The sequence below is a fragment of the Azovibrio sp. genome (genome assembly GCF_049658005.1).
In the GTDB taxonomy this organism is placed as follows: domain Bacteria; phylum Pseudomonadota; class Gammaproteobacteria; order Burkholderiales; family Rhodocyclaceae; genus Azovibrio.
Genome location: NZ_JBASOH010000008.1, coordinates 39,344 through 58,429, shown reverse-complemented (window position 1 = coordinate 58,429; position 19,086 = coordinate 39,344). Strand labels below are relative to the sequence as shown.

Genomic DNA, 19,086 nt, shown 5'->3' with positions numbered 1-19,086 from the left:
CCCTCCTGAGTGGCAAACGGCTCCCGCTCTACGAGGGTGGTGCTCAGCAACGGCAAAACCACACTGCCGCGATCAACTCCACGGCTGCCCTCCACGGATGCCAAAAAGGACCCGCCGGGGAAACGGACCCACCGGGGAAACGGACCCGCCGGGAAAAAGGACCCGCCGGGAAAAAGGACCCGCCGGAAAAAAGGACCCGCCGGGGAAGAGGACCCACCAGGAAACCGGGTGAGCCGCGGGCTACCCTTGCAATCAGATCGGCTTGTTGGGAATGGTGTAGTTATTCTGGGTCATCAGATCAATCCCACATTCGAGCTGTTCGACCCAGTCAATGAAATCCTTGACCGCCTTCTTGCCCACGAAACGGCAACCGTGCTGGGGCACGACCTGCTCGATGTCCAGCTGACGCACCATATTGGCCCAGTAGCGGCAGACCTTGCCCGTGACGATGTAGCGCTTGTGAAAGCCGATCATGTAAGGCACATGGCTGGCGAAGTCGGTGATGGGCTCGTCCGCCTTTTCGTGGGACACGAGGGAGGTGCCCAGGTCACCCGAAAAAAGAATCCTGGCGATGGGATCGTAGAACTGGAAATTGCCTTCGGCATGCATGAAGTGGCCGGGCAGCGCGAGAATCTTGCATTGCCCCAGGGGAATCACGGCGCCCTCGTCAGGAATGCCGATGATGCGGTTGGAAACGTCGCGGCCCGTGGTGAAATGGGGCACGAAGCGGGTCCATAGGGAGGAAATCATCACCTTGCAGTTGGAGGCCACAAACCACTTGTTCACCGAGGCGATGATGTCCGGGTCGGGGTGGGAAGCCAGAATGTAGTCCAGGTCCCTGGACGAGAAATACTTCTGCATGTCCATCAGCAGCCCCGTGTAGGTCATGTTGCCCCCCGGGTCCACCAGGGCACCATGGCCGCTGTCGGCGATCAGGAACTGGTTGCACTGCACGGCCAGATCGGTCTTTTCATCCACCAGATCATAGAAGGCATGGACCACATGATTACCATCGTTGTAAAGCTCAACAGCCATGATTTTCCCCAAATTTTGACGGCGTATTATCCATCATGAATGACAGTTCCGGTTGACCGGCATCAAGCCCCCTCGTCAGCCGGCGGGGCGACCCGCACCACCTCTTCCAGGGAAGTGATGCCGGCCGCCACCTTGAGGGCGCCGGAAATACGCAAGGGGCGCATGCCCTCGCGGCAGGCCTGGTCGCGTATCTTGGCCACATCGGTTTCCTTGCCCAGCAGTTTGCGCAGTTCCGGGCTCATCAACAGTAATTCATAAACTCCCACCCGGCCCCTGAAACCGGTCATGCGGCATTCCAGACAACCTGCCGGATGGTAGATCCGGGCCGGCTCGCTGGCCTTCCAGGGCAGCACCAGGCTGCGCCAGACCTGCTGGTCCGTTTCCGTCATGGGCGCGGGCTTCTTGCAGTGCGGGCAGAGGGTGCGCACCAGGCGCTGGGCCATCACCCCCAGCAGGGTAGCGTTGATGAGGTAGGCCGGCATGCCCAGATCCTGCAGCCGGGTGATGGCCGAAGGCGCATCGTTGGTATGCAGGGTGGACAGCACCAGGTGGCCGGTGAGGGCGGCCTGAATGGCCATTTCCGAAGTTTCCAGGTCGCGGATTTCACCGATCATGATGATGTCCGGGTCCTGCCGCATCAGGGCCCGCACCCCTTCGGCAAAGTCCATTTCCACACTGTGCTGCACCTGCACCTGATTGAAGGCCGGCTCGATCATTTCGATCGGGTCCTCGATGGTGCACACATTCACCTCGGGAGTGGCCAGCTGCTTCAGGGTGGAATACAAGGTGGTGGTCTTGCCCGAGCCCGTGGGGCCAGTGACCAGGATGATGCCGTTGGGCCGGGAGGTCATTTCGCCCCAGCGGGAAAGATCGTCCTCGGAAAAGCCCAGTTCCTTGAAATCCCGCACCAGCACGTCCGGGTCGAAAATCCGCATCACCAGCTTTTCGCCAAAGGCCGTGGGCAGGGTGGAAAGCCGCAGTTCCACCTCGTCGCCGTCCGGCATGCGGGTCTTGATGCGGCCATCCTGGGGGCGGCGCTTCTCGATCACGTCCATGCGGCCCAGGAGCTTGATGCGGCTGGTCATGGCCGTCATCACCGCCATGGGGATCTGGTACACCTGATGCAGCACCCCGTCGATGCGAAAGCGCACGATGCCCATGTCGCGCCGGGGTTCGATGTGGATGTCGGAGGCGCGCTGGTCGAAGGCATACTGCCAGAGCCAGTCCACGATATGGACGATGTGCTGGTCGTTGGCATCCAACTGGCGATTGGTACGCCCCAGTTCCACCAGTTGCTCGAAGCTGGAAAGGCTGCCCCCCTGCCCTCCCGCCTGCGCCGCCTTCTTCACCGACTTGGCGAGGTTGAAGAATTCCACCAGATAGCGGCTCACATCCGCCGGATTGGCCAGCACCCGGCGGATCTTCTTCTTGAGAATGTGTTCGAGCTCTTTTTCCCACTCGCGCAGGAAAGGCTCGGACGTGGCAATCACCACCTCGCGCAGGTCGATGCCGATGGGCAGGATGGAAAAGCGGGCTGCGTAGGCGCTGGAAACCACATCCGCCACGCCGGTAAAGTCGATCTTGAGCGGGTCGATATGCTGGTAAGGCAAACCCACCTTGGCGGCCAGCCACTCGGTCAGGTTTTCCAGGTTCAGGGGTTTGTTGGGGGGCACCAGGCTCCGCCACTTCTGCTCGGCCACCAGGATCAGGGGATGGGTGTTACCCCCCTTGAGTTGCCGCTCCACCTTCAGGGCATCCGCATCCGGCTTCGCCACCAGCCCGTCCGCCACCAGCCATTCCAGGATCTCGGGCAGGTTGAGGCGGTGCTCATGGGTAGGAAGGGAGTTCATGCCAAACAGGAAAGAATGGGGGGAGAACTATAACACGGACATGAAAACAACAGGCTCCAGCGCCGCCCGCCAGCGCGCCAGCTTGGCCGCAAACGGCAAGGTATAAGCCGGGCTGGAAGAGGGCAGCACGCAAGTTTCCAGTCCCAGTCTTGCCAGCTGCGGCGCAAACCGCCCCGCCGTCTGCCCGTTGAAACAGACCCGCCGCAAGCCGGGCGCCCGGGCCCCCAGCCCGGCAAAGTCGTTGACCTCCCCGGCGCGGATATCCGCATCCAGCGCGCCGGGCCGGATGCAGGCCTGATACACATCCCAGATACCGATGCCCCGCTCCAGCACCCGGGCGGTGCGCTCCGGGTAAGGCAGTTCAAACAGCGGTTCACCCAGAATCTCCCCCACCAGCCGCCAGAAATGATTCTGCCGGTGGCCGTAATACTGCTGCGCCGCGAGGGAGGCCGGAGAAGGAAAACTGCCCAGGATCAACAGCCGGACCCGGGCATCGAAAATGGGGGCCAGGCCCGTGAGGCGGTCATCCCCCGCCCCTTCGCTGGTCGGTAAAGCCACTGATTCCTCCATGGACTGCTGCCCTTAAGATTGCTGAAACCCCTGACGGTGTTCAACCGCAGCATCAGCGTCATCGGCGGTGGCAGCGACACCTGAAATCCGTAGGGCTCATAGCAGGTGTGCGACTGACAGCGCTCAGCTGATGCGCCGGTGCACGCCGCTTGCACCATGCGTCGGGAAAAACCAAGGCCGGCGCATGCCGGCCTTGTTGCTGGCGGGGCTGAAACGGCTTACCTGGCGGACAGGGCCAGCATCAGCGCGTTGATGCGCTTCACGAAGCTGGCCGGGTCGTCCAGTTGCCCCCCTTCGGCGAGCAGGGCCTGTTCGAACAGCAGGGCGGCCCAGTCGTCGAAACGGGCTTCTTCGTACTTGAGGCGCTGCACGGCCGGGTGGTTGGGGTTGATTTCCAGGATGGGCTTCAGGTCCGGGGCCTTCTGGCCGGCGGCCTTGAGCAGGCGGGCCAGGTTGCCGGAGACGTCGAACTCATCGGAAACCAGGCAGGAGGGCGAGTCGGTGAGGCGGTGGGTGACGTGCACATCCTTGACCCGTTCGCCCAGGGAGGTCTTGATCTTTTCGATCAGATCCTTGTACTCGTCGGCGGCCTTCTCGGCTTCCTTCTTCTCTTCCTCGTCTTCCAGCTTGCCCAGGTCGAGGCCGCCCTTGGCGACGGACTGGAGCGGCTTGCCTTCGAACTCGGTGAGGTTGCCGACCACCCATTCATCCACCCGGTCGGAAAGCAGCAGCACTTCGATGCCCTTCTTGCGGAAGATTTCCAGGTGCGGGCTGTTCCTGGCGGCCTTGAAGGATTCGGCGGTGACGTAGTAGATCTTTTCCTGGCCTTCCTTCATGCGGCCGATATAGTCCTTGAGGGAAACGGTCTCTTCGGGGGTGTCGGCCCGGGTGGAGGCAAAGCGCAGCAGGCCGGCGATCCTGTCCTTGTTGGCAAAGTCTTCCCCCACGCCTTCCTTCAGCACCTGGCCGAATTCGGACCAGAATCTGGCGTACCGGGCTTGTTCAGCTTCGTCTTCGCTATTGGCCAGGGATTCGAGCAGGGACAGCACCTTGCGGGTGCAACCGTTTCTGATGGCTTCGATGTCCTTGCTTTCCTGGAGGATTTCCCGGGACACGTTCAGAGGCAGATCGGCCGAGTCCACCACACCGCGCACGAAGCGCAGGTAAAGGGGCATCAGCTTTTCGGCATCATCCATGATGAAGACGCGCTTGACATAGAGCTTCACCCCGTGGCGGGCGTTGCGGTCGTAAAGGTCGAAGGGGGCGCGACCGGGGATGTAGAGGAGCAGGGTGTATTCCTGCTTGCCTTCCACCTTGGCATGGACCCAGGTGAGCGGGTCCTCGAAATCGTGGGCCACATGTTTGTAGAACTCCTTGTACTGCTCGTCGCTGATGTCCGACTTGCTGCGGGCCCAGAGCGCGCTGGCCTGGTTGACGGTTTCGTCCTCGCCGCTGGGCACCATCTCCTTTTTTTCCTCATCCCACTTCTCGCCGGCCATCAGGATGGGCAGGGTGATGTGGTCGGAATACTTGCGGATGATGGACTTCAGCCGCCAGGCATCGAGGAATTCATCCTCCCCTTCGCGCAGGTGCAGGATCACGTCGGTGCCACGCCCGGCCTTTTCCACCCTTTCCACGGAAAAGTCGCCCTCACCGCTGGATTCCCAGCACACGGCCTCATCGGCGGGCAGGCCGGCGCGGCGGGAGATCACGGTGACCTTGTCAGCAACAATGAAGGAAGAGTAGAAACCAACGCCGAACTGGCCGATCAGGTGGGCGTCCCTGGCCTGGTCGCCAGTCAGGGCGCTGAAGAATTCCTTGGTGCCGGACTTGGCGATGGTGCCCAGGTGGGCAATGGCCTCTTCCCGCGACATGCCGATGCCGTTGTCGGAGACGGTGAGGGTGCGGGCGGCCTTGTCGAAGGAAACACGGATCTTGAGTCCGGCATCGTCACCATACAGGGCAGCGTTGTTGAGCGCCTCGAAGCGCAGCTTGTCGCAGGCGTCGGAAGCGTTGGAGATCAGCTCCCGCAGGAAAATTTCCTTGTTGCTGTAGAGCGAATGGATCATCAGGTGCAGCAACTGCCTGACTTCAGTCTGAAAACCCAGGGTCTCCTTGCTGGCCGTGCTGGCGGTCATGTGTTTTTCTCCCATGTAAATAAACGAATGACAAAACGATGGCGGTGCAGATGGGGACAAGACGGGGAATTTCAAGCCCCCGGCCTTGTTCAGTCGATGGCCTGGTAAACCACTTCGAGAATATCGATTTCCCGTACCCCGGCCGGGGTCTGGAAACGCAGGCAGTCGCCTTCCCTGGCCTTGATCAGGGTGCGGGCCAGAGGAGAAATCCAGCTGATGCGGCCCCGGGCCACGTCGGCTTCGTCCACGCCGACGATACTGTAGGTCTGCTCCTCACCCCCGTCCCAGGAAACGGTCACCGTGGCGCCGAAAAACACCTGGTCGTTATTGCCCTGGAGGGTGGGGTCCACTACCTGGGCGTTATCCAGGCGCTTGTTGAGAAAGCGGATGCGCCGGTCGATCTCCCGGAGGCGCTTCTTGCCATACAGATAGTCGCCGTTCTCGGAGCGGTCGCCATTGGAGGCCGCCCAGGCCACCACTTCCACGATGCGGGGCCGCTCCTGCTTGATGAGCGCTTCCTGTTCGGCCACCAGCCGGGCATAGCCGGCCGGGGTGATGTAGTTCTTGCTGCCCGGGGGTAGCTTCAGGGCCAAGGAGAGGTTCTCCTCATCCTCATCCCCGGCATCTTCTCGCGTAAACGCCTTGCTCATTGCAACTCAGTAACCCAGGCGCATATGTTCCACATCCACCCGCACCAGGTCCCGTCCCAGAGTCAGGGCCACGTTGCGGGCATATTGAACCGCCCATTCGGTGCGCTGGGCAAAGCGCTCTTCCCCCGCTTTCTGGGCGACGGCAATCAATTTGTCAATGATCAGGATTTTGCCGGTAGGGCTGGTGACCTCACACTTGAGATCATTGAATTCCTTTTCCAGCCACTTGCGCGCTTCTTCCTGGGTGCTGAAACTGACTGCGCCGCCCGTGGATTTGAACTCGTAGGCGCGATCCTTGGCGAAGCTGACGATGATGTGATAGTCCATGACCCTCTCCTCTATTTTTCTGGTGACAGCTGGATTTTATGTCGGAAAACCGGCTTTCCGTCACCTTTTGATTGTCACAATCGAATCGGGCAACCCTCCCGCGCCGGGCCTCATGTTGCGCAAGCGCCCCTGATCGCCGCTTGCGCATCGGATTTTCACGGGTTTTCGCCGCTCAATCATGGTTCAGGCAAAACACCTTCGCCTCCTGTTGATTCCCTTGACATCTGCCGGCATCATGCTGTCCCGGTGGTTCGCCGCCCGCCCTGCCGCCCCCATCCGGGTCGGGGCCTGCATTCCCTCATTCCCCGAGTGGCAGCGCCCAGCGAGGCAGCCCGGGTGAAGGCACGGCAACGGGCGGCGGATGAGATGAGGGCCAGGAGCAATCGCCCCGTCTCATCGACACGGGAGCGGCCCCCAATCCGCAGATCCTGCCCGCCGCCAAACTGTTACAGTGGGTCGTGGCTCGCGAGCCATCCGACCCACTCATTCCAGAGGAAAGCCGACCATGACCAACCCCACCCTGAGCCCTGAAGATATCGCGCGTTACGAGGCGCGCCTGCAGGCCCTGATCCTGGAACACCGGGACCTGGACCAGGTCATCAGCCACCTGGCAGAAAACCCGCCCCCGGACCAGTTGCTGGTGCCCCGGCTGAAGAAACGCAAGCTGCAGCTGCGCGACCAGATCTGGGAAATCGAAGCCCTGCTGACGCCGGACGAACCGGCCTGATGGCTCAGTCCCCGGGCGGCGTCGGCCCAGGCCCGAAAAAGGTCCGGCAGGCCGAGTACGAGGAGACGTCGCGGAAGCGTGGATGACCGGCAAGATCCATCTCGACCTGAAAGACGGACCCCATCCTCCCGATGCCATCGCCCTGGAAAACTTACAAAAATCGCACTGTCTGCTTTCCGGGGAATCCGCAACCTGGCCCCGGACTGCACAAGCCCGCCATGCGTGGTACAAAGCGTGGTACAAAATGTCTCTTATGCACGACCAGCCACACAACCAGCCGCACGACCACCCCACTGATCACTCCCGGGCTTTTGGCGACCCCTTCGAACTGGAAGCCTTACCCCTGCCCCGCCCGGCCGGAGGCTACGGTGTGCAATACCTGGGCAAGGATCAGTTGCTGGACCAGATCACGGGCCAGTTCCTGCCCATCCGCCATCCCCGCCTGCAAGGCCTGTTCCCGAGTTTTGCCGCTGCCCATGAGGCCGCCCGGAGCTGGCTGAAGATGCAGCCCGATGCGGCAACAGCACCGCCCCTGGCCATCGTCCCCGCCTCCTTTGACCCGGTCTCGGAACGGCACATCCTGATCTACGGCGTCCTCCAGCCCCAGTTGCAAGCCTTCGAAGAAGCCACTTACCTGCCCCTCCGCCAAGCCCTTCCACCAAACCCGGCCATCAAGCCGGAGATGGGATCACACCGCCGCCCTCGCACACCAGCGTCAGCGTAGAGGCGGCTGCGCATACGGCAGCTCATGAAAGACAGGAAGTCGTCGCGTCGCATCGAGCCCAAGACGATCAAGGAAGGACTTCGGCAAGGCCGGGTTCATGGGGCTCGCACCACGGTTCCACCACAGCCCGCAGGGATGGAACGCCGAGCGGAACGCCCGCTGCCGGACCCTGCCGGCTGACAGGCCCGCTCGGCCACGGCACCGGCAATCAGGCGCCGAGCGCTCCCAGACTGGCACTGTCGATCACAAAGCGATACTTCACATCGCCCTTGAGCATGCGCTCGTAAGCCTCGTTGATCGCCTCGACGCGGATCAATTCGATGTCGGCGACGATCCCGTGCGCGGCGCAGAAATCAAGCATTTCCTGGGTTTCGGGAATGCCGCCAATCAGGGAGCCGGCCAGACTGCGGCGCTTCATGATCAGGCTGAACACGTTGGGCGAGGGATGGGGTGTGGCCGGGGCACCCACCAGGGTCATGGTGCCGTCCCGTTTCAACAAGGCAAGAAATGCATCGAGATCATGAGGTGCCGCCACCGTGTTGAGGATCATGTCGAAACTTCCGGCATGAGCGGCCATCTCATCTGCGTTACGGGATACCACGACTTCATCCGCACCCAGTGTCAGCGCGGCCTCCCGCTTGCCATCCGAGGTGGTGAAGGCCACCACGTGCGCCCCCATGGCATGGGCCAGCTTGATCCCCATATGCCCGAGGCCGCCCACACCCACCACGCCCACCTTCTTGCCCGGCCCGGCCTGCCAGTGGCGCAGCGGCGAATAGGTCGTGATCCCGGCGCACAGGAGCGGGGCCACAGCCGCCAGCTGGGCCTCTGGATGACGAATGCGCAGCACGTAGCGCTCATGCACGACGATGCGCTGGGAATAGCCGCCCAGGGTGTGACCCGGCGCATCTGCGGTCGGAGCGTTGTAGGTGCCGATCATCCCGTCGCAATAGTTCTCCAGCCCCGCATCGCATTCCTCGCAATGCTGGCAGCTATCGACGATGCACCCTACCCCGACCAGATCGCCAAGCGCAAAACCCTTGACATGCTCCCCCAGCGCCGAAACGCGCCCCACGATTTCGTGGCCCGGGACACAGGGAAAAAGCGTACCTGCCCACTCCGAGCGGACCTGGTGCAGGTCGGAATGGCAAACGCCGCAATAGGCAATGTCGATCTGCACATCGTGGGCACCCGGTGTGCGCCGGGTGATTTCCAGGGGCTCCAGGGGACGGTCGCCCGCATGGGCCCCGTAGGCTTTGACATTCATGGTGTTCTCCTTGTCAGTTGGGTGAGCAGATATAGCCTTTTTTCAGCTGGAGGACAAGGCACAGCCGTTGATCAGATTGATCCGGACCGGGCCGGTAGAGGACTGCCCTTTCCAGGCAAGTACGCCCTGCCGGGCGCACCTGGTAAAAACCCCCGGATTTCCCGGGGGCTTTGGCTTTTTCAGGGGCTTGAACTGCGTTTAGCGTTTAGCCGCAGGTTCCCACGGCGCCGCAGGCGGTGCAGAAGTCGCAGCCGTCCTTCCTGATCATGGTGTGGTTGCCGCACTCGCTGCAGAGCTTGCCCTGGGTCGGCAGCACCTTGTTGCGGGTGGGGTCTTCCGGGGCTTCGAGGATGCCCATCTGCTGCAGGGGGAAGCCGGCTTCGTCGAGGATGCCGAGCATGGCGTAGCGGTGGATGATCAGTTGAGCGATGTAGGCCACCGTGGAAGGGTAGGTCTGCTGCTTGCGGGAGCCAGGGGTGAAGGCCATGAAATCGCCCAGCGGCTCGGAGTAGTCGAGCAGTTTCCGGAGCTTCATGCCGATCCAGGCCGGGTCGAGGACGCGCATGTCGAGCGAGAGGAGCTTGCAGAGCCCATCCAGGGCGCGCGGATAGTTGCCGGCCAGCCACATGGAGTAGGGACGGGTGACGCCATCTGGCAGGGTGATTTCCTTGAGGCCCAGAACGAAGTCCTCGTTGGTGGAGGGATTGCTCACATCCACGGTCCAGGACAGCGTGCCGTCGGTGCCGGTCTTCGGTTCCCGGGCGCTGAACAGGGCGTCCTTCACCGGCGTCGGGCCTTCGTGCTTGAAGGCGCCCAGCTGCTCGCAGCGCCACTGGATGACCTGGGCCATGGCCGAGACCACGGAGGGCATGCGCTTTCTTTCCCCATGCGGCGGGGTGGGCATTTCAAAGGCGTCGCCGGGGGTGCGGGCCAGGGCTTCGAGCTTCATCTGCAGCCAGCCGTGGTCGTTGGCGCGCATGTCCATGGACAGGGTCTTGGCGACGGCACCCAGGCCCCGGGGTTCGGCGGGGCCGTTGGCCCAGACTTCGAAGGGCCAGGCGTGCCCTTCGGAATCGACATGGCCGACGAACAGGGCGAACTTGCCGATCGGCGAATCCACCATGTAGGTCCAGCACAGGTTGCCTTCGGGCAGGTTGGGACGGCCGGGCCAGCGCAGGCTGGAGAGCACCGGGGCGGGCAGGTGCTTGATGGAGAGGCGGCGGTTGGCATCGGCGACGAAGTCCTGGGGAGACTTGGCGCTGTCGTCGGCGGTTTCGCTCTTGTTCGGTTCGACGGAAAGCACGGCGCCGAGGATGCTGTTGGGCCGGTAGGTGGCCAGGCCCTTGAGGCCGGATTTCCAGGCGTCCATGTAGAGGTCCTGGAACTCCTCGTAAGGGTATTCAGCCGGCACGTTGACCGTCTTCGAGATCGAGGTGTCGATGTAGGGAGCGACCGCAGCGACCATGTCCTTGTGGGCGGCGGCGGAGATTTCCAGGGCGGTGACGAAGTAATCGGGCAGTTTGCTGACATCGCCGCCCAGGTGCTTAAAGAGGCGCCAGGCGTGGTCCTCGACCGCGTATTCCTTCAGCGTGCCGTCGGGCATGCGCTTCTTGCGGCTGTAGGTCCAGGAGAAGGGCGGCTCGATGCCGTTCGAGGCATTGTCGGCGAAGGCGAGCGAAATGGTGCCGGTGGGGGCGATGGAGAGCAGGTGGGAGTTGCGTAGGCCGTACTTGCGGATTTCCGCCTTGATGGCATTGGGCAGACGGGAGGCGAAGTTGCCACCGGAGAGGTAGAGCTCGGCATTGAAGAGGGGGAAGGCGCCCCGTTCCTTGGCCAGTTCGACGGAGTAGAGATAGGCGGTGTCACGCATGAATTCGCTGATGCGGGCGGCCATGGCGCGGGCCTCGGGGCGGTCGTAGCGCAGGCGCAGCATGGCCAGGGCATCGCCCAAGCCGGTGAAACCGAGGCCGACGCGGCGCTTGTTGGCGGCTTCTTCCTTTTGCTGCGGCAAGGGCCAGTGGGTGGCATCGAGCACGTTGTCGAGCATGCGGATGGAAACCCGCACCACCTCGGCAAAGGCTTCGAAATCGAAATCGGCCGCGTCGGAAAAGGGGTCGCGCACGAACAAGGTGAGATTGACCGAACCCAGGCAGCAGCAGCCATAGGGCGGCAGAGGCTGCTCGGCACAGGGGTTGGTGGCCTCGATCACTTCGCAGTAATTGAGGTTGTTGTCCTTGTTCATCCGGTCGAGGAACAAGATGCCGGGCTCGGCGTGGTCGTAGGTGGATTTCATCACCTGATCCCACAGGTCGCGGGCCCGCACCTTGCGATAGACCCAAAGGCCATCCTCGCGCAGATAGGCGCCTGCCCGGCGCATGTCGGCATTGGGCTCGGCCCGATGCGTGAGTTCGACCAGGCCGTCGGCCTCGACGGCCTGCATGAAGGCATCGGTGACGCCGATGGAGAGATTGAAGTTGGTCAGGTCGCCCTTGTCCTTGGCGTGGATGAAATCCTCGATGTCCGGATGATCGCAGCGCAAGACGCCCATCTGCGCGCCCCGGCGCGCCCCGGCGGATTCCACGGTCTCGCAGGAGCGGTCGAAGACGCGCATGTAGGAGACGGGGCCGGAGGCGCGGGACTGGGTGCCCTTCACCTGGGCGCCGCTCGGGCGGATGGAGGAGAAGTCGTAGCCGACGCCGCCGCCGCGGCGCATGGTTTCGGCCGCCTGGGCCAGCGCCGTGTAGATGCCGGGACGGCCATCGGTGGTCTCGACGATGGAGTCGCCCACGGGCTGCACAAAGCAGTTGATCAGGGTCGCCGCAAGGTCGGTGCCGGCGGCGGAGTTGATCCGCCCGGCAGGCACGAAGCCGTTTTCCTGGGCCCAGAGCAAGCGTGCTTCCCAGTGAGCCCGGTCTTTTTCCGCTTCCATGGCGGCCAGGGCGCGCGCCACCCGGCGCCGCACGTCGTGGACATTGATCTCATTGCCCTTGGCATATTTCTCGATCAGCACCTCGGTTGAAATCTCCTGCTCGGGCAGGGGAGGAATCGCCGGTGCGGCAGGAATTTCAGCAAGGGAAAGTTGTTCGGCGGCCTGGCTCATTCAGCACTCCTGATAGTCTCTCGTGTTGGGTAGGTATTGTTCCGATGGCGTGCAAAGCTACTACATGTAGTGGTGTACTGCAACGAGTTGACTAAATATAGGGTATTTGCTCTTGCATGGCTTTTTTGTCATGTGCCTGAAAGGGCGCGAAAAACGGGGCGATCCGAAGGGGGCAAAAAAAATTCCGGCCGTCAGAAAATTTCTTCAGTCCCCTCCAGTTCCAGCGATTGCGTGATGTCGTGCAGCGCGGTATCGGGAGAGCATTGGGTGATGGCAGCCCACTGGCTGCGGGTGAATTTACCCTCGAAACCATCGAGCAAGCGGTCGAGCAGCTTTACCTGGCCCTCGTTCAGCGCGGCACCTGCCCGGCACAGCCAGTAACGCGCCTTGACCAGCACGGTATCCAGCGTTGCGCACAGGTGATGGCGCGTCCGAGCGTACCGGGGAACCACGGCAGTCAGCCCGGCCTTGATGCGCGCGGGCGCACCGGTTTCCACATTCACCCACGCCAGAAAGCGTGCCGTCCCGGTTGAAGTCGGCGAAAAGACGCCAGACGAAATAGAAAAAGCCCGCTAACTCATTGAATTAGCAGGCTTTATCTGATGGGTGCTTCTGATGGGTGCTGGTGGGTGCTGACGGGGTCGAACCGCCGACATTCGCCTTGTAAGGGCGACGCTCTACCAACTGAGCTAAGCACCCATCTGCATGATAACAAAGGACTTTATCCACTACTGACTAACCCGGTCACTACTGCTGCCACCCTGCTGACACCTTGGAGCAGGAAATGGCAACGATTAGGCAACGTGGTGACCGTTGGCAAGCGGTCGTAAAACGGCAAGGCTTCCCGACTCAGTACAAGTCTTTTGACCTCATGAAAGACGCTGAAAAGTGGGCGCGATTGCAAGAGCGGGAAATGGACGCCGGCACCTGGACTGACCGCGCACCCGCTGAACAAACAACCTTCGGTGAATTGCTGGACCGTTACGGGCGCGAAGTAACAGCCATGAAACGAGGCGCGGATAAAGAACGCTATCGACTCGAACAACTTCAACGGTCCAAACTCGGCAAGCGTTCAGTTGCTTCTATTACCGGGCAAGTCCTGGCGGCATGGCGCGATGATCGTCTCCGGGAAGTTTCCGGTAGCACTGTCTCCCGTGAAATGAACTTGATCAGTCACGTTTTCTCAGTCGCAATCAAGGAATGGGGTATTGGCCTGAGTACCAACCCAGCCAGCCTAGTACGCAAGCCCACCAGCAACCCAGCCCGTGACCGCGTTCTGGTTGGTGATGAAAGAGAGCGCTTGATGGCGGCATGCGCTCAGTGCAGCAACCCGTGGATCAAGCCGGTAGCGTTCTTCGCATTGGAGACTGCAGCGCGCCGTGGCGAGATTCTGAATCTGGCCTGGTCAGGCGTGGATCTGGTCAAGGGCGTGGCTAAGGTTTCCGGCAAGACGGGCGGTCGAACCATACCGCTTTCTCCCCAGTGCATCGCCATGCTTCGCGCACTGCCAAGGGATATTGGCGGAAAGGTTTTCCCGGTAACTGTCTCAGCCCTTAGCCAAGCCTTCGAGCGTGCTGTGGTTCGGGCTGGTATCGAGGGCTTTTGCTTCCATGACCTACGCCATGACGCCTTAACCAGAATGGCGCGGTTGGGCTTCAACGTACTGGAACTGCGCGCCGTCTCGGGCCATGCCTCAGCAAACATGCTGCAGCGTTACGTGTCAATTGATGCGGGTGACCTGGCCAGAAAGTTGGGATAACCCTGGCGCAATAATTAATGCTCAATCGCTAGGCTTTCTGGTTATAATTCCTCTGCCTGCAAAACACGCGCAGGTAGAGGGCAGCAAGGTTTCGACGTGTATATAAGGTGCTCGTTCGAAATCAGGGTTGTTCCTCTGGGCTAAGTACCGCCCCAACCGACCCAACCTGAGAGCACCCACTCGTTCTGAGCAATTCAGACAAACGGCAAGCCGCGGTAGCTTGGAATCTACCGAACACCTTGAACCCCCAATGGGGGAAGACAGGTGTTGCGCTTCCCCTCTCTCGGTAGGTGAAAATCAAATGGAATTACTCAAAGAAGACCAAGCCAGCGTTATGGCTGGCATGCCGCGCTCAACCCTTCGCCGGTATGTTGCAACCGGCAAGTTTCCAACCCCGATTAAATATGATGGCTGGCACGTGGGCTGGCGGCGCGAAGATGTTACCGCCTGGCTGTTGTCGCGTGCCGTGGTTGAAGACGTGGGCGCGCTTGATGCTGCAGCGCCGGATGACCTCCAAGCCTTGTTCGAGGCATGCCCCGATGAATTGGCGGCGCGGTTGTTTCCTCGTTCAGTTGCAGTGGGGGGCGCATGATGCCTATCTCGAACGAAATGAAAAAAGACGCACGGGCGATGCTGGCCTGGTTGGAGACGCCGGCATGGTCTGGCCTAGCGTGCTCGATTGGGACGCGGGAACGCGAAACCCTGGAAACCTCGGCAAGGCTTTACGGCATCGCCTTAGGTGCTCAAAGCATTGGCAAGATGTTGCAGCAAAAAATGCATGTTGGTGGTGTGGTCTTCCAAGACGTGCTTAATGACTTGGCCTGCTTGTCCCCAGCCCTTAGTCCTGAAGAACAAGATGTTGCGGGCAGGCTGGCGGCTGAGGTGGAGAAGGCCAAGTGTTTGGAAGGAGAGCGGCAAGCGCTGCAGGTTGTTGTGTCTTCGGAACGTGCGAAGAATGAATCCCTGACCCAGATCATCGCCAAGCTTACTGAATTGCTGGCGGATAGTGGGCGCAGGGTTGGTGCTGCTGCGACGGAAGTAACGGAGGTTCTGGATAAGCGCGCAAGTCGGGATATTGTGCAGGGGCAATACGATGAACTTAAAAGCATATTGCAGCCTGCCCTGGATCGTTCAGTCGAGTACACAGAATGGTCTGCAGTTTCTAGCAGCGTCATTGCTGAATTGCTGGTTTATTGGTTTGGCGATCAACCACTAAGCGAAAGCTATCTAATAAAGGTTCTGCGCGATGAAGCAATCCACCATTACCCAGAAACTAAAACTGCTAGTTTGAGAACTGAACGACGCGACCAATTCATTAGGCATTGCAAGACTTTAATTGACCAGCATAAGCAAGGTGCAGAGGCGGTGCGCGACCTTTGAAGCTTCATTATCCCGGATAGTTTGCACGGATATCCTTATTGGTTATCCGAGATTCTAGCTTTAGTAACCTGCGACCAAGGGTTTAGCAATGGTGCTAGCCCTTGTTCAAGGAGCTACAAATGCAACAATTCAAAGTGAGTGCAAAACTGTTTGACCCCGTCGAACGCCTCGAAGCCTTGACCGTTATGCTCGAACGCGACCGCGAAGTGTTAATGGAAATCGTCGAGTATCAAGGCGAAGACAAGGGCATCTTGTGCCTGCAACGTACAGCCTTGTTAGAGCTTTCGAACATTCAGCACGAAATGGGCATGTATAAGCGCGCTATCCAGCGTGGTGTTGAGCGGGGTATCTGCCATGCTTAACCATGACATTCCAGAACAGTGCAAGCGCAAGCAATGCGAGAAACTGCTCGAAGCCCTTGAAGAACTTGGCGGGCTGAGCACGTCAGACGCCCGCGACATACTGGGCATCTTCCATCCAAGCGGTCGAGTCATGGAACTGCGTAGGGCTGGGCATTTCATTGATACGCAATTGAGGTGGTTGTGTGATTCTGAAGGCCGCAAGCATAAACAGGCTGTGTACATGCTCGTGCGTCGAGGTGACAAATGAACAGCTTCGACCCCTTTATTCCGCTGTCTGGAAATTACTTCAAGCAAACCGGCCCAACCCATTGGCTTGAGGTTGAAGCGGGGGCGCTAACCGGGCAGCTTCAATCCTCTGAACCGCCTGAATGCAGAACCGTTCTTGGAATCGTGGGCGCGTATGACGACACGACCCCAACCCATTACAGCGGGCCGGCTTATTTCGACCTCGATTCCCCAGATATCGCTGAGGTTTGCGAGCAGTTCAGGGGCCTCCTTGGCAAGTTGCAAGCATTGAGTGTTGATCTGGAAGCCTGCAGGCTCTTTGCTTCCGGTTCCAAGGGTTTTCATATTGAAATCCCCCAAGCATTGTTCATGGCCCGGGTTCCTGCTGAGGGCGTGGTAAATCTGCCCGCCATTTACAAAGAGGTTGCCCACGGTTTGTTCGTTGATACCCTTGACCTCAGGGTTTATTCCTGCAGAAAAGGCCGGATGTGGCGGGTACCAAATAGGAGGCGCGAGAATGGGAATTTCAAGGTGCCTTTGACTGTGCCCGAAGCCTTGGGGGTTACGGCTGAGACCTACGCCGCGCTTGTCTCTGCACCACGACCATTCCCACCCTTGGCTGCCCCTGAACTCTGCTCAGGCCTTGCCCTGATGTACTGCACGGCCAAGGACAAGGTAACGGCAAGCGCTGCCAAACGTGCCAAGCGGAACCCCAGCAAGACGGCTGAACTTCTGCAAGTACGATGCAAGGCCGTGGGCGCTGCTCTGCCCCCCTCGTTGCTGGCGCTGGGGGCCGGCCTTATCAAGCCACGGGAATCTGCCGGGTTCAATCAGATATGCATTCAGCTATGCACGGCAGCCCACGCCCTGGGCTTGGCTGAGGACGCGCTCTTGACCCTGTGCGCGGGCCTAATCCAGAACCATGCAGGTGATGGGGCCAGGTATGGGACTGCAGCCAAGCGACAGGCTGCCTTGCGTGAAATGTTCCGCTACACGGATGGAAACCCCTGCTATGAATTTTCGGTGGGCGGGGTGCGCTCGATCTTTCCGGAATCGGCAAGTCTTAACGACATGAGGGGGTTGTAATGACAATTGAATCTATGATTAGCATCGATGCCGCCGCCCATTTCGTCAGAACGCCTGCAGATTGGGAAGCCGCGCTAAACGCTTGTGAGGGTGACCGCGACGCCGTCTATGGTCTGGTGCTCGACTTCAACCTCGATCCGGAACTGAAGTCTTACGCCCGTGATCCGCTGATGAAGCTGGCAGCCAAGCTGCTTGGCTGCACCGTGGCTGGGCTAAAGGCTGATGTCGGCAGCGATATTCCATCGGCAAAGGACGACCGCAAGGACGACCTGGACTATGCAAGGGAAGTGCTTGCAGAATTCGGCGACGGAAACCTGATCCACGCCCCCGGTGGGTTCTGGGCCTGGCGTGACCGGGGCTTGTGGCAGCCAATCGACTTGCAGGAGGTCCGGCAGGCTGTGCAGCGAGTTCTGGAAGGTCAAACCCGGATTACTGCGAACGCGGTTGAGTCTGTGACCCGAGTTGCCACTACGACCTGCTTCAAGGCTGGGGCCAACTTTGACGAACCCGCCGCCGACCGGATCAATGTCCTGAATGGCACCCTGGAACGTCAGGGCAGCGCCTGGCTGCTGCGAGAGAGCCGCCGCGAAGACTATCTAACGGCGCAGGTTCCAGTGCCCTATGAACCTGACGCAGCATGCCCACGGTTCATGCAATATCTGGACGAAGTGTTCGAGCCTGATAGGGACCGTGCTGACAAGATTCGCGTTGTATTGGAGCTAATTGGTTACAGCCTATTGCAAGCCTGCCCATTCCCTGTCTTCCTGATGCTGGTGGGTGGTGGCGCAAACGGCAAGTCTGTCTTGCTGGAGGTGCTGCTGTACCTTGTGGGCAGGGAGCAAGCTGCAGCCCAACCCCTAGCCCGCCTGGGTGACCGGTTCGTTAATGCTTCCTTGCGCGGCAAGTTGATCAACCTCGTTCCTGAGATGAGCGTAGGTGAATCGCTTCGGGACGGTCCCCTGAAGCAATTCACAGCCGGCGATTTGGTATCAGGTGAATTCAAAGGTCGTGACGGTTTCGAGTTCAAACCCTACGCCACGCTTTGGACCGCGACCAATACCATGCCTCATACCCGCGACCTGAGCGACGGCATGGCCCGTAGAACCATCGTGATTCCGTTCAATCGCAAGTTTAGTGAATCTGAACGTGACGCGTCACTGACCGCCAAGCTGTTGAAGGAGTTGCCCGGGATCATGGTTGCAGCCTTGCAAGCCTTGTTGGGGGTTTATGAGCGGGGTGGCTTCACGCGGCCTGCATCGTCGCAGGCGGCGCTCGCTGAGTGGTTCAAGGACTCGGACCAAGTGGCCCAGTTCGTCGAGGCTGAATGCAAGGTCGGGCCGGGTTACGGTCCTACGCTTCACCAGACCCTGTTTCAAGCCTACCTGGTTTGGGGCGCATCTCAAAACATGCAAAAGTTAATGAGCGGCAAGGGGTTTTCCGAGAGGCTGGTCAAGCTTGGGGCAGTATCGACAGGGGGCAAGGTCCGGTGTGAAGGTGCCCGGGGGGTCGGTTTCTATGGAATCGATCTGCTCTAGCCGGCCACGATGCCACGATCCGGCCACGATTATTTTCAATCGTGGCCGGGCTGGAACCCTTGTCCCACAAGGGTTTCCAGTAGTTCCGGCCACGATGCCACGATTATTTATTAAATTAGTCCTATAGATTTCTCTCTCCCTCTCCCCAATATACACACCTTGTAGAGACACAGCGGAATTTATATATATAGGATTTGGCCTAAAAATCGTGGCATCGTGGCAGCCCCCTTGGAAACCCTTGTGGGACAAGGCTTTAGCCCGGCCACGATTGTTTGAAAACCGTGGCCGGATCGTGGCCACCGTGGCCGGAATCGTGGCCTGAATCTTAGAAGTGCTGTATAAACTACTGTA

Annotated in this window: 18 protein-coding genes and 1 tRNA gene; 9 read left to right on the top strand and 10 right to left on the bottom strand. The window is 60.2% G+C overall.

From position 1 onward, the window contains the following. Positions 1–252: 252 nt before the first annotated feature. The 6 genes from WBH99_RS00905 to WBH99_RS00880 form a co-directional block, all read right to left on the bottom strand. Positions 253–1,035: an MBL fold metallo-hydrolase gene (locus WBH99_RS00905; RefSeq protein WP_424218217.1), complete on the bottom strand. Its 783-nt coding sequence runs from the start codon at positions 1,033–1,035 to the stop codon at positions 253–255. Between the two features lie 62 nt (positions 1,036–1,097). Next, entirely contained in the window at positions 1,098–2,885 is a 1,788-nt protein-coding gene (locus tag WBH99_RS00900; protein WP_424218216.1) for a GspE/PulE family protein, read from the bottom strand. 27 nt (positions 2,886–2,912) lie between these two features. Continuing rightward, positions 2,913–3,443 carry a DNA-deoxyinosine glycosylase gene (locus WBH99_RS00895; protein WP_424218215.1) on the bottom strand — a complete coding sequence of 177 codons (531 nt, stop codon included), beginning with the start codon at positions 3,441–3,443 and terminating at the stop codon, positions 2,913–2,915. A 230-nt stretch (positions 3,444–3,673) separates the two neighbouring features. Further along, positions 3,674–5,593 carry a molecular chaperone HtpG gene (gene htpG, locus WBH99_RS00890; protein ID WP_424218214.1) on the bottom strand — a complete coding sequence of 640 codons (1,920 nt, stop codon included), beginning with the start codon at positions 5,591–5,593 and terminating at the stop codon, positions 3,674–3,676. An 89-nt stretch (positions 5,594–5,682) separates the two neighbouring features. Beyond that, positions 5,683–6,243, bottom strand: a complete 561-nt coding sequence (greB, locus tag WBH99_RS00885) for a transcription elongation factor GreB (RefSeq protein WP_424218213.1) — start codon at positions 6,241–6,243, stop codon at positions 5,683–5,685. A 6-nt stretch (positions 6,244–6,249) separates the two neighbouring features. Further along, positions 6,250–6,570 carry a hypothetical protein gene (locus WBH99_RS00880; protein WP_424218212.1) on the bottom strand — a complete coding sequence of 107 codons (321 nt, stop codon included), beginning with the start codon at positions 6,568–6,570 and terminating at the stop codon, positions 6,250–6,252. A gap of 505 nt (positions 6,571–7,075) precedes the next feature. Between WBH99_RS00880 and WBH99_RS00875 the strand changes: the two genes are divergently transcribed. Beyond that, the gene (locus tag WBH99_RS00875; protein WP_424218211.1) at positions 7,076–7,297 is read left to right on the top strand and encodes a YdcH family protein; all 222 of its coding nucleotides are present in this window, start codon (positions 7,076–7,078) and stop codon (positions 7,295–7,297) included. A gap of 82 nt (positions 7,298–7,379) precedes the next feature. Continuing rightward, complete coding sequence (locus WBH99_RS00870; RefSeq protein ID WP_424218210.1) at positions 7,380–8,021, top strand: hypothetical protein; 642 nt, start codon at positions 7,380–7,382, stop codon at positions 8,019–8,021. A gap of 208 nt (positions 8,022–8,229) precedes the next feature. Here WBH99_RS00870 and WBH99_RS00865 read toward each other — a convergent pair whose 3' ends face one another. From WBH99_RS00865 to WBH99_RS00850, 4 genes are all read right to left on the bottom strand, one after another. Further along, complete coding sequence (locus WBH99_RS00865) at positions 8,230–9,288, bottom strand: NAD(P)-dependent alcohol dehydrogenase (protein WP_424218209.1); 1,059 nt, start codon at positions 9,286–9,288, stop codon at positions 8,230–8,232. A 205-nt stretch (positions 9,289–9,493) separates the two neighbouring features. Next, complete coding sequence (locus tag WBH99_RS00860; protein WP_424218208.1) at positions 9,494–12,388, bottom strand: adenosylcobalamin-dependent ribonucleoside-diphosphate reductase; 2,895 nt, start codon at positions 12,386–12,388, stop codon at positions 9,494–9,496. A gap of 191 nt (positions 12,389–12,579) precedes the next feature. After that, entirely contained in the window at positions 12,580–12,885 is a 306-nt protein-coding gene (locus tag WBH99_RS00855; RefSeq protein WP_424218207.1) for a hypothetical protein, read from the bottom strand. 126 nt (positions 12,886–13,011) lie between these two features. Next, positions 13,012–13,087, bottom strand: a tRNA-Val gene (locus WBH99_RS00850). Positions 13,088–13,172: 85 nt separating this feature from the next. Here WBH99_RS00850 and WBH99_RS00845 point away from each other — a divergent pair. The 7 genes from WBH99_RS00845 to WBH99_RS00815 all read left to right on the top strand — a co-directional run bounded on the left by WBH99_RS00845 (position 13,173) and on the right by WBH99_RS00815 (position 18,735). Then, positions 13,173–14,147 carry a tyrosine-type recombinase/integrase gene (locus WBH99_RS00845; protein ID WP_424218206.1) on the top strand — a complete coding sequence of 325 codons (975 nt, stop codon included), beginning with the start codon at positions 13,173–13,175 and terminating at the stop codon, positions 14,145–14,147. Positions 14,148–14,448: 301 nt separating this feature from the next. Further along, positions 14,449–14,739, top strand: a complete 291-nt coding sequence (locus WBH99_RS00840; RefSeq protein ID WP_424218205.1) for an AlpA family phage regulatory protein — start codon at positions 14,449–14,451, stop codon at positions 14,737–14,739. Next, positions 14,736–15,527 (top strand): hypothetical protein, encoded by a 792-nt coding sequence (locus WBH99_RS00835; RefSeq protein WP_424218204.1) that lies wholly within the window; start codon positions 14,736–14,738, stop codon positions 15,525–15,527. Before WBH99_RS00840 ends, WBH99_RS00835 begins: the two co-directional genes overlap by 4 nt. A 119-nt stretch (positions 15,528–15,646) precedes the next feature. Further along, positions 15,647–15,889, top strand: a complete 243-nt coding sequence (locus tag WBH99_RS00830) for a hypothetical protein (protein WP_424218203.1) — start codon at positions 15,647–15,649, stop codon at positions 15,887–15,889. Continuing rightward, positions 15,882–16,136: a helix-turn-helix domain-containing protein gene (locus tag WBH99_RS00825; protein WP_424218202.1), complete on the top strand. Its 255-nt coding sequence runs from the start codon at positions 15,882–15,884 to the stop codon at positions 16,134–16,136. Before WBH99_RS00830 ends, WBH99_RS00825 begins: the two co-directional genes overlap by 8 nt. After that, positions 16,133–17,200 (top strand): hypothetical protein, encoded by a 1,068-nt coding sequence (locus WBH99_RS00820; protein ID WP_424218201.1) that lies wholly within the window; start codon positions 16,133–16,135, stop codon positions 17,198–17,200. Before WBH99_RS00825 ends, WBH99_RS00820 begins: the two co-directional genes overlap by 4 nt. Beyond that, on the top strand, positions 17,200–18,735 hold the full coding sequence (locus tag WBH99_RS00815) for a DNA primase family protein (protein ID WP_424218200.1): 1,536 nt from the start codon (positions 17,200–17,202) through the stop codon (positions 18,733–18,735). The genes WBH99_RS00820 and WBH99_RS00815 overlap by 1 nt, the downstream gene beginning before the upstream one ends. The last annotated feature ends 351 nt before the right edge of the window (positions 18,736–19,086 follow it).

Coding starts and splice junctions, on each gene's coding strand:
- WBH99_RS00900 (WP_424218216.1), bottom strand. CDS start 2,885: ATGAACTCCCTTCCTACCCATGAGCACCGCCTCAACCTGCCCGAGATC.
- WBH99_RS00845 (WP_424218206.1), top strand. CDS start 13,173: ATGGCAACGATTAGGCAACGTGGTGACCGTTGGCAAGCGGTCGTAAAA.
- WBH99_RS00820 (WP_424218201.1), top strand. CDS start 16,133: ATGAACAGCTTCGACCCCTTTATTCCGCTGTCTGGAAATTACTTCAAG.
- WBH99_RS00835 (WP_424218204.1), top strand. CDS start 14,736: ATGATGCCTATCTCGAACGAAATGAAAAAAGACGCACGGGCGATGCTG.
- WBH99_RS00865 (WP_424218209.1), bottom strand. CDS start 9,288: ATGAATGTCAAAGCCTACGGGGCCCATGCGGGCGACCGTCCCCTGGAG.
- WBH99_RS00840 (WP_424218205.1), top strand. CDS start 14,449: ATGGAATTACTCAAAGAAGACCAAGCCAGCGTTATGGCTGGCATGCCG.
- WBH99_RS00815 (WP_424218200.1), top strand. CDS start 17,200: ATGACAATTGAATCTATGATTAGCATCGATGCCGCCGCCCATTTCGTC.
- htpG (WP_424218214.1), bottom strand. CDS start 5,593: ATGACCGCCAGCACGGCCAGCAAGGAGACCCTGGGTTTTCAGACTGAA.
- WBH99_RS00870 (WP_424218210.1), top strand. CDS start 7,380: ATGACCGGCAAGATCCATCTCGACCTGAAAGACGGACCCCATCCTCCC.
- WBH99_RS00860 (WP_424218208.1), bottom strand. CDS start 12,388: ATGAGCCAGGCCGCCGAACAACTTTCCCTTGCTGAAATTCCTGCCGCA.
- WBH99_RS00825 (WP_424218202.1), top strand. CDS start 15,882: ATGCTTAACCATGACATTCCAGAACAGTGCAAGCGCAAGCAATGCGAG.
- WBH99_RS00880 (WP_424218212.1), bottom strand. CDS start 6,570: ATGGACTATCACATCATCGTCAGCTTCGCCAAGGATCGCGCCTACGAG.
- WBH99_RS00830 (WP_424218203.1), top strand. CDS start 15,647: ATGCAACAATTCAAAGTGAGTGCAAAACTGTTTGACCCCGTCGAACGC.
- WBH99_RS00905 (WP_424218217.1), bottom strand. CDS start 1,035: ATGGCTGTTGAGCTTTACAACGATGGTAATCATGTGGTCCATGCCTTC.
- WBH99_RS00875 (WP_424218211.1), top strand. CDS start 7,076: ATGACCAACCCCACCCTGAGCCCTGAAGATATCGCGCGTTACGAGGCG.
- greB (WP_424218213.1), bottom strand. CDS start 6,243: ATGAGCAAGGCGTTTACGCGAGAAGATGCCGGGGATGAGGATGAGGAG.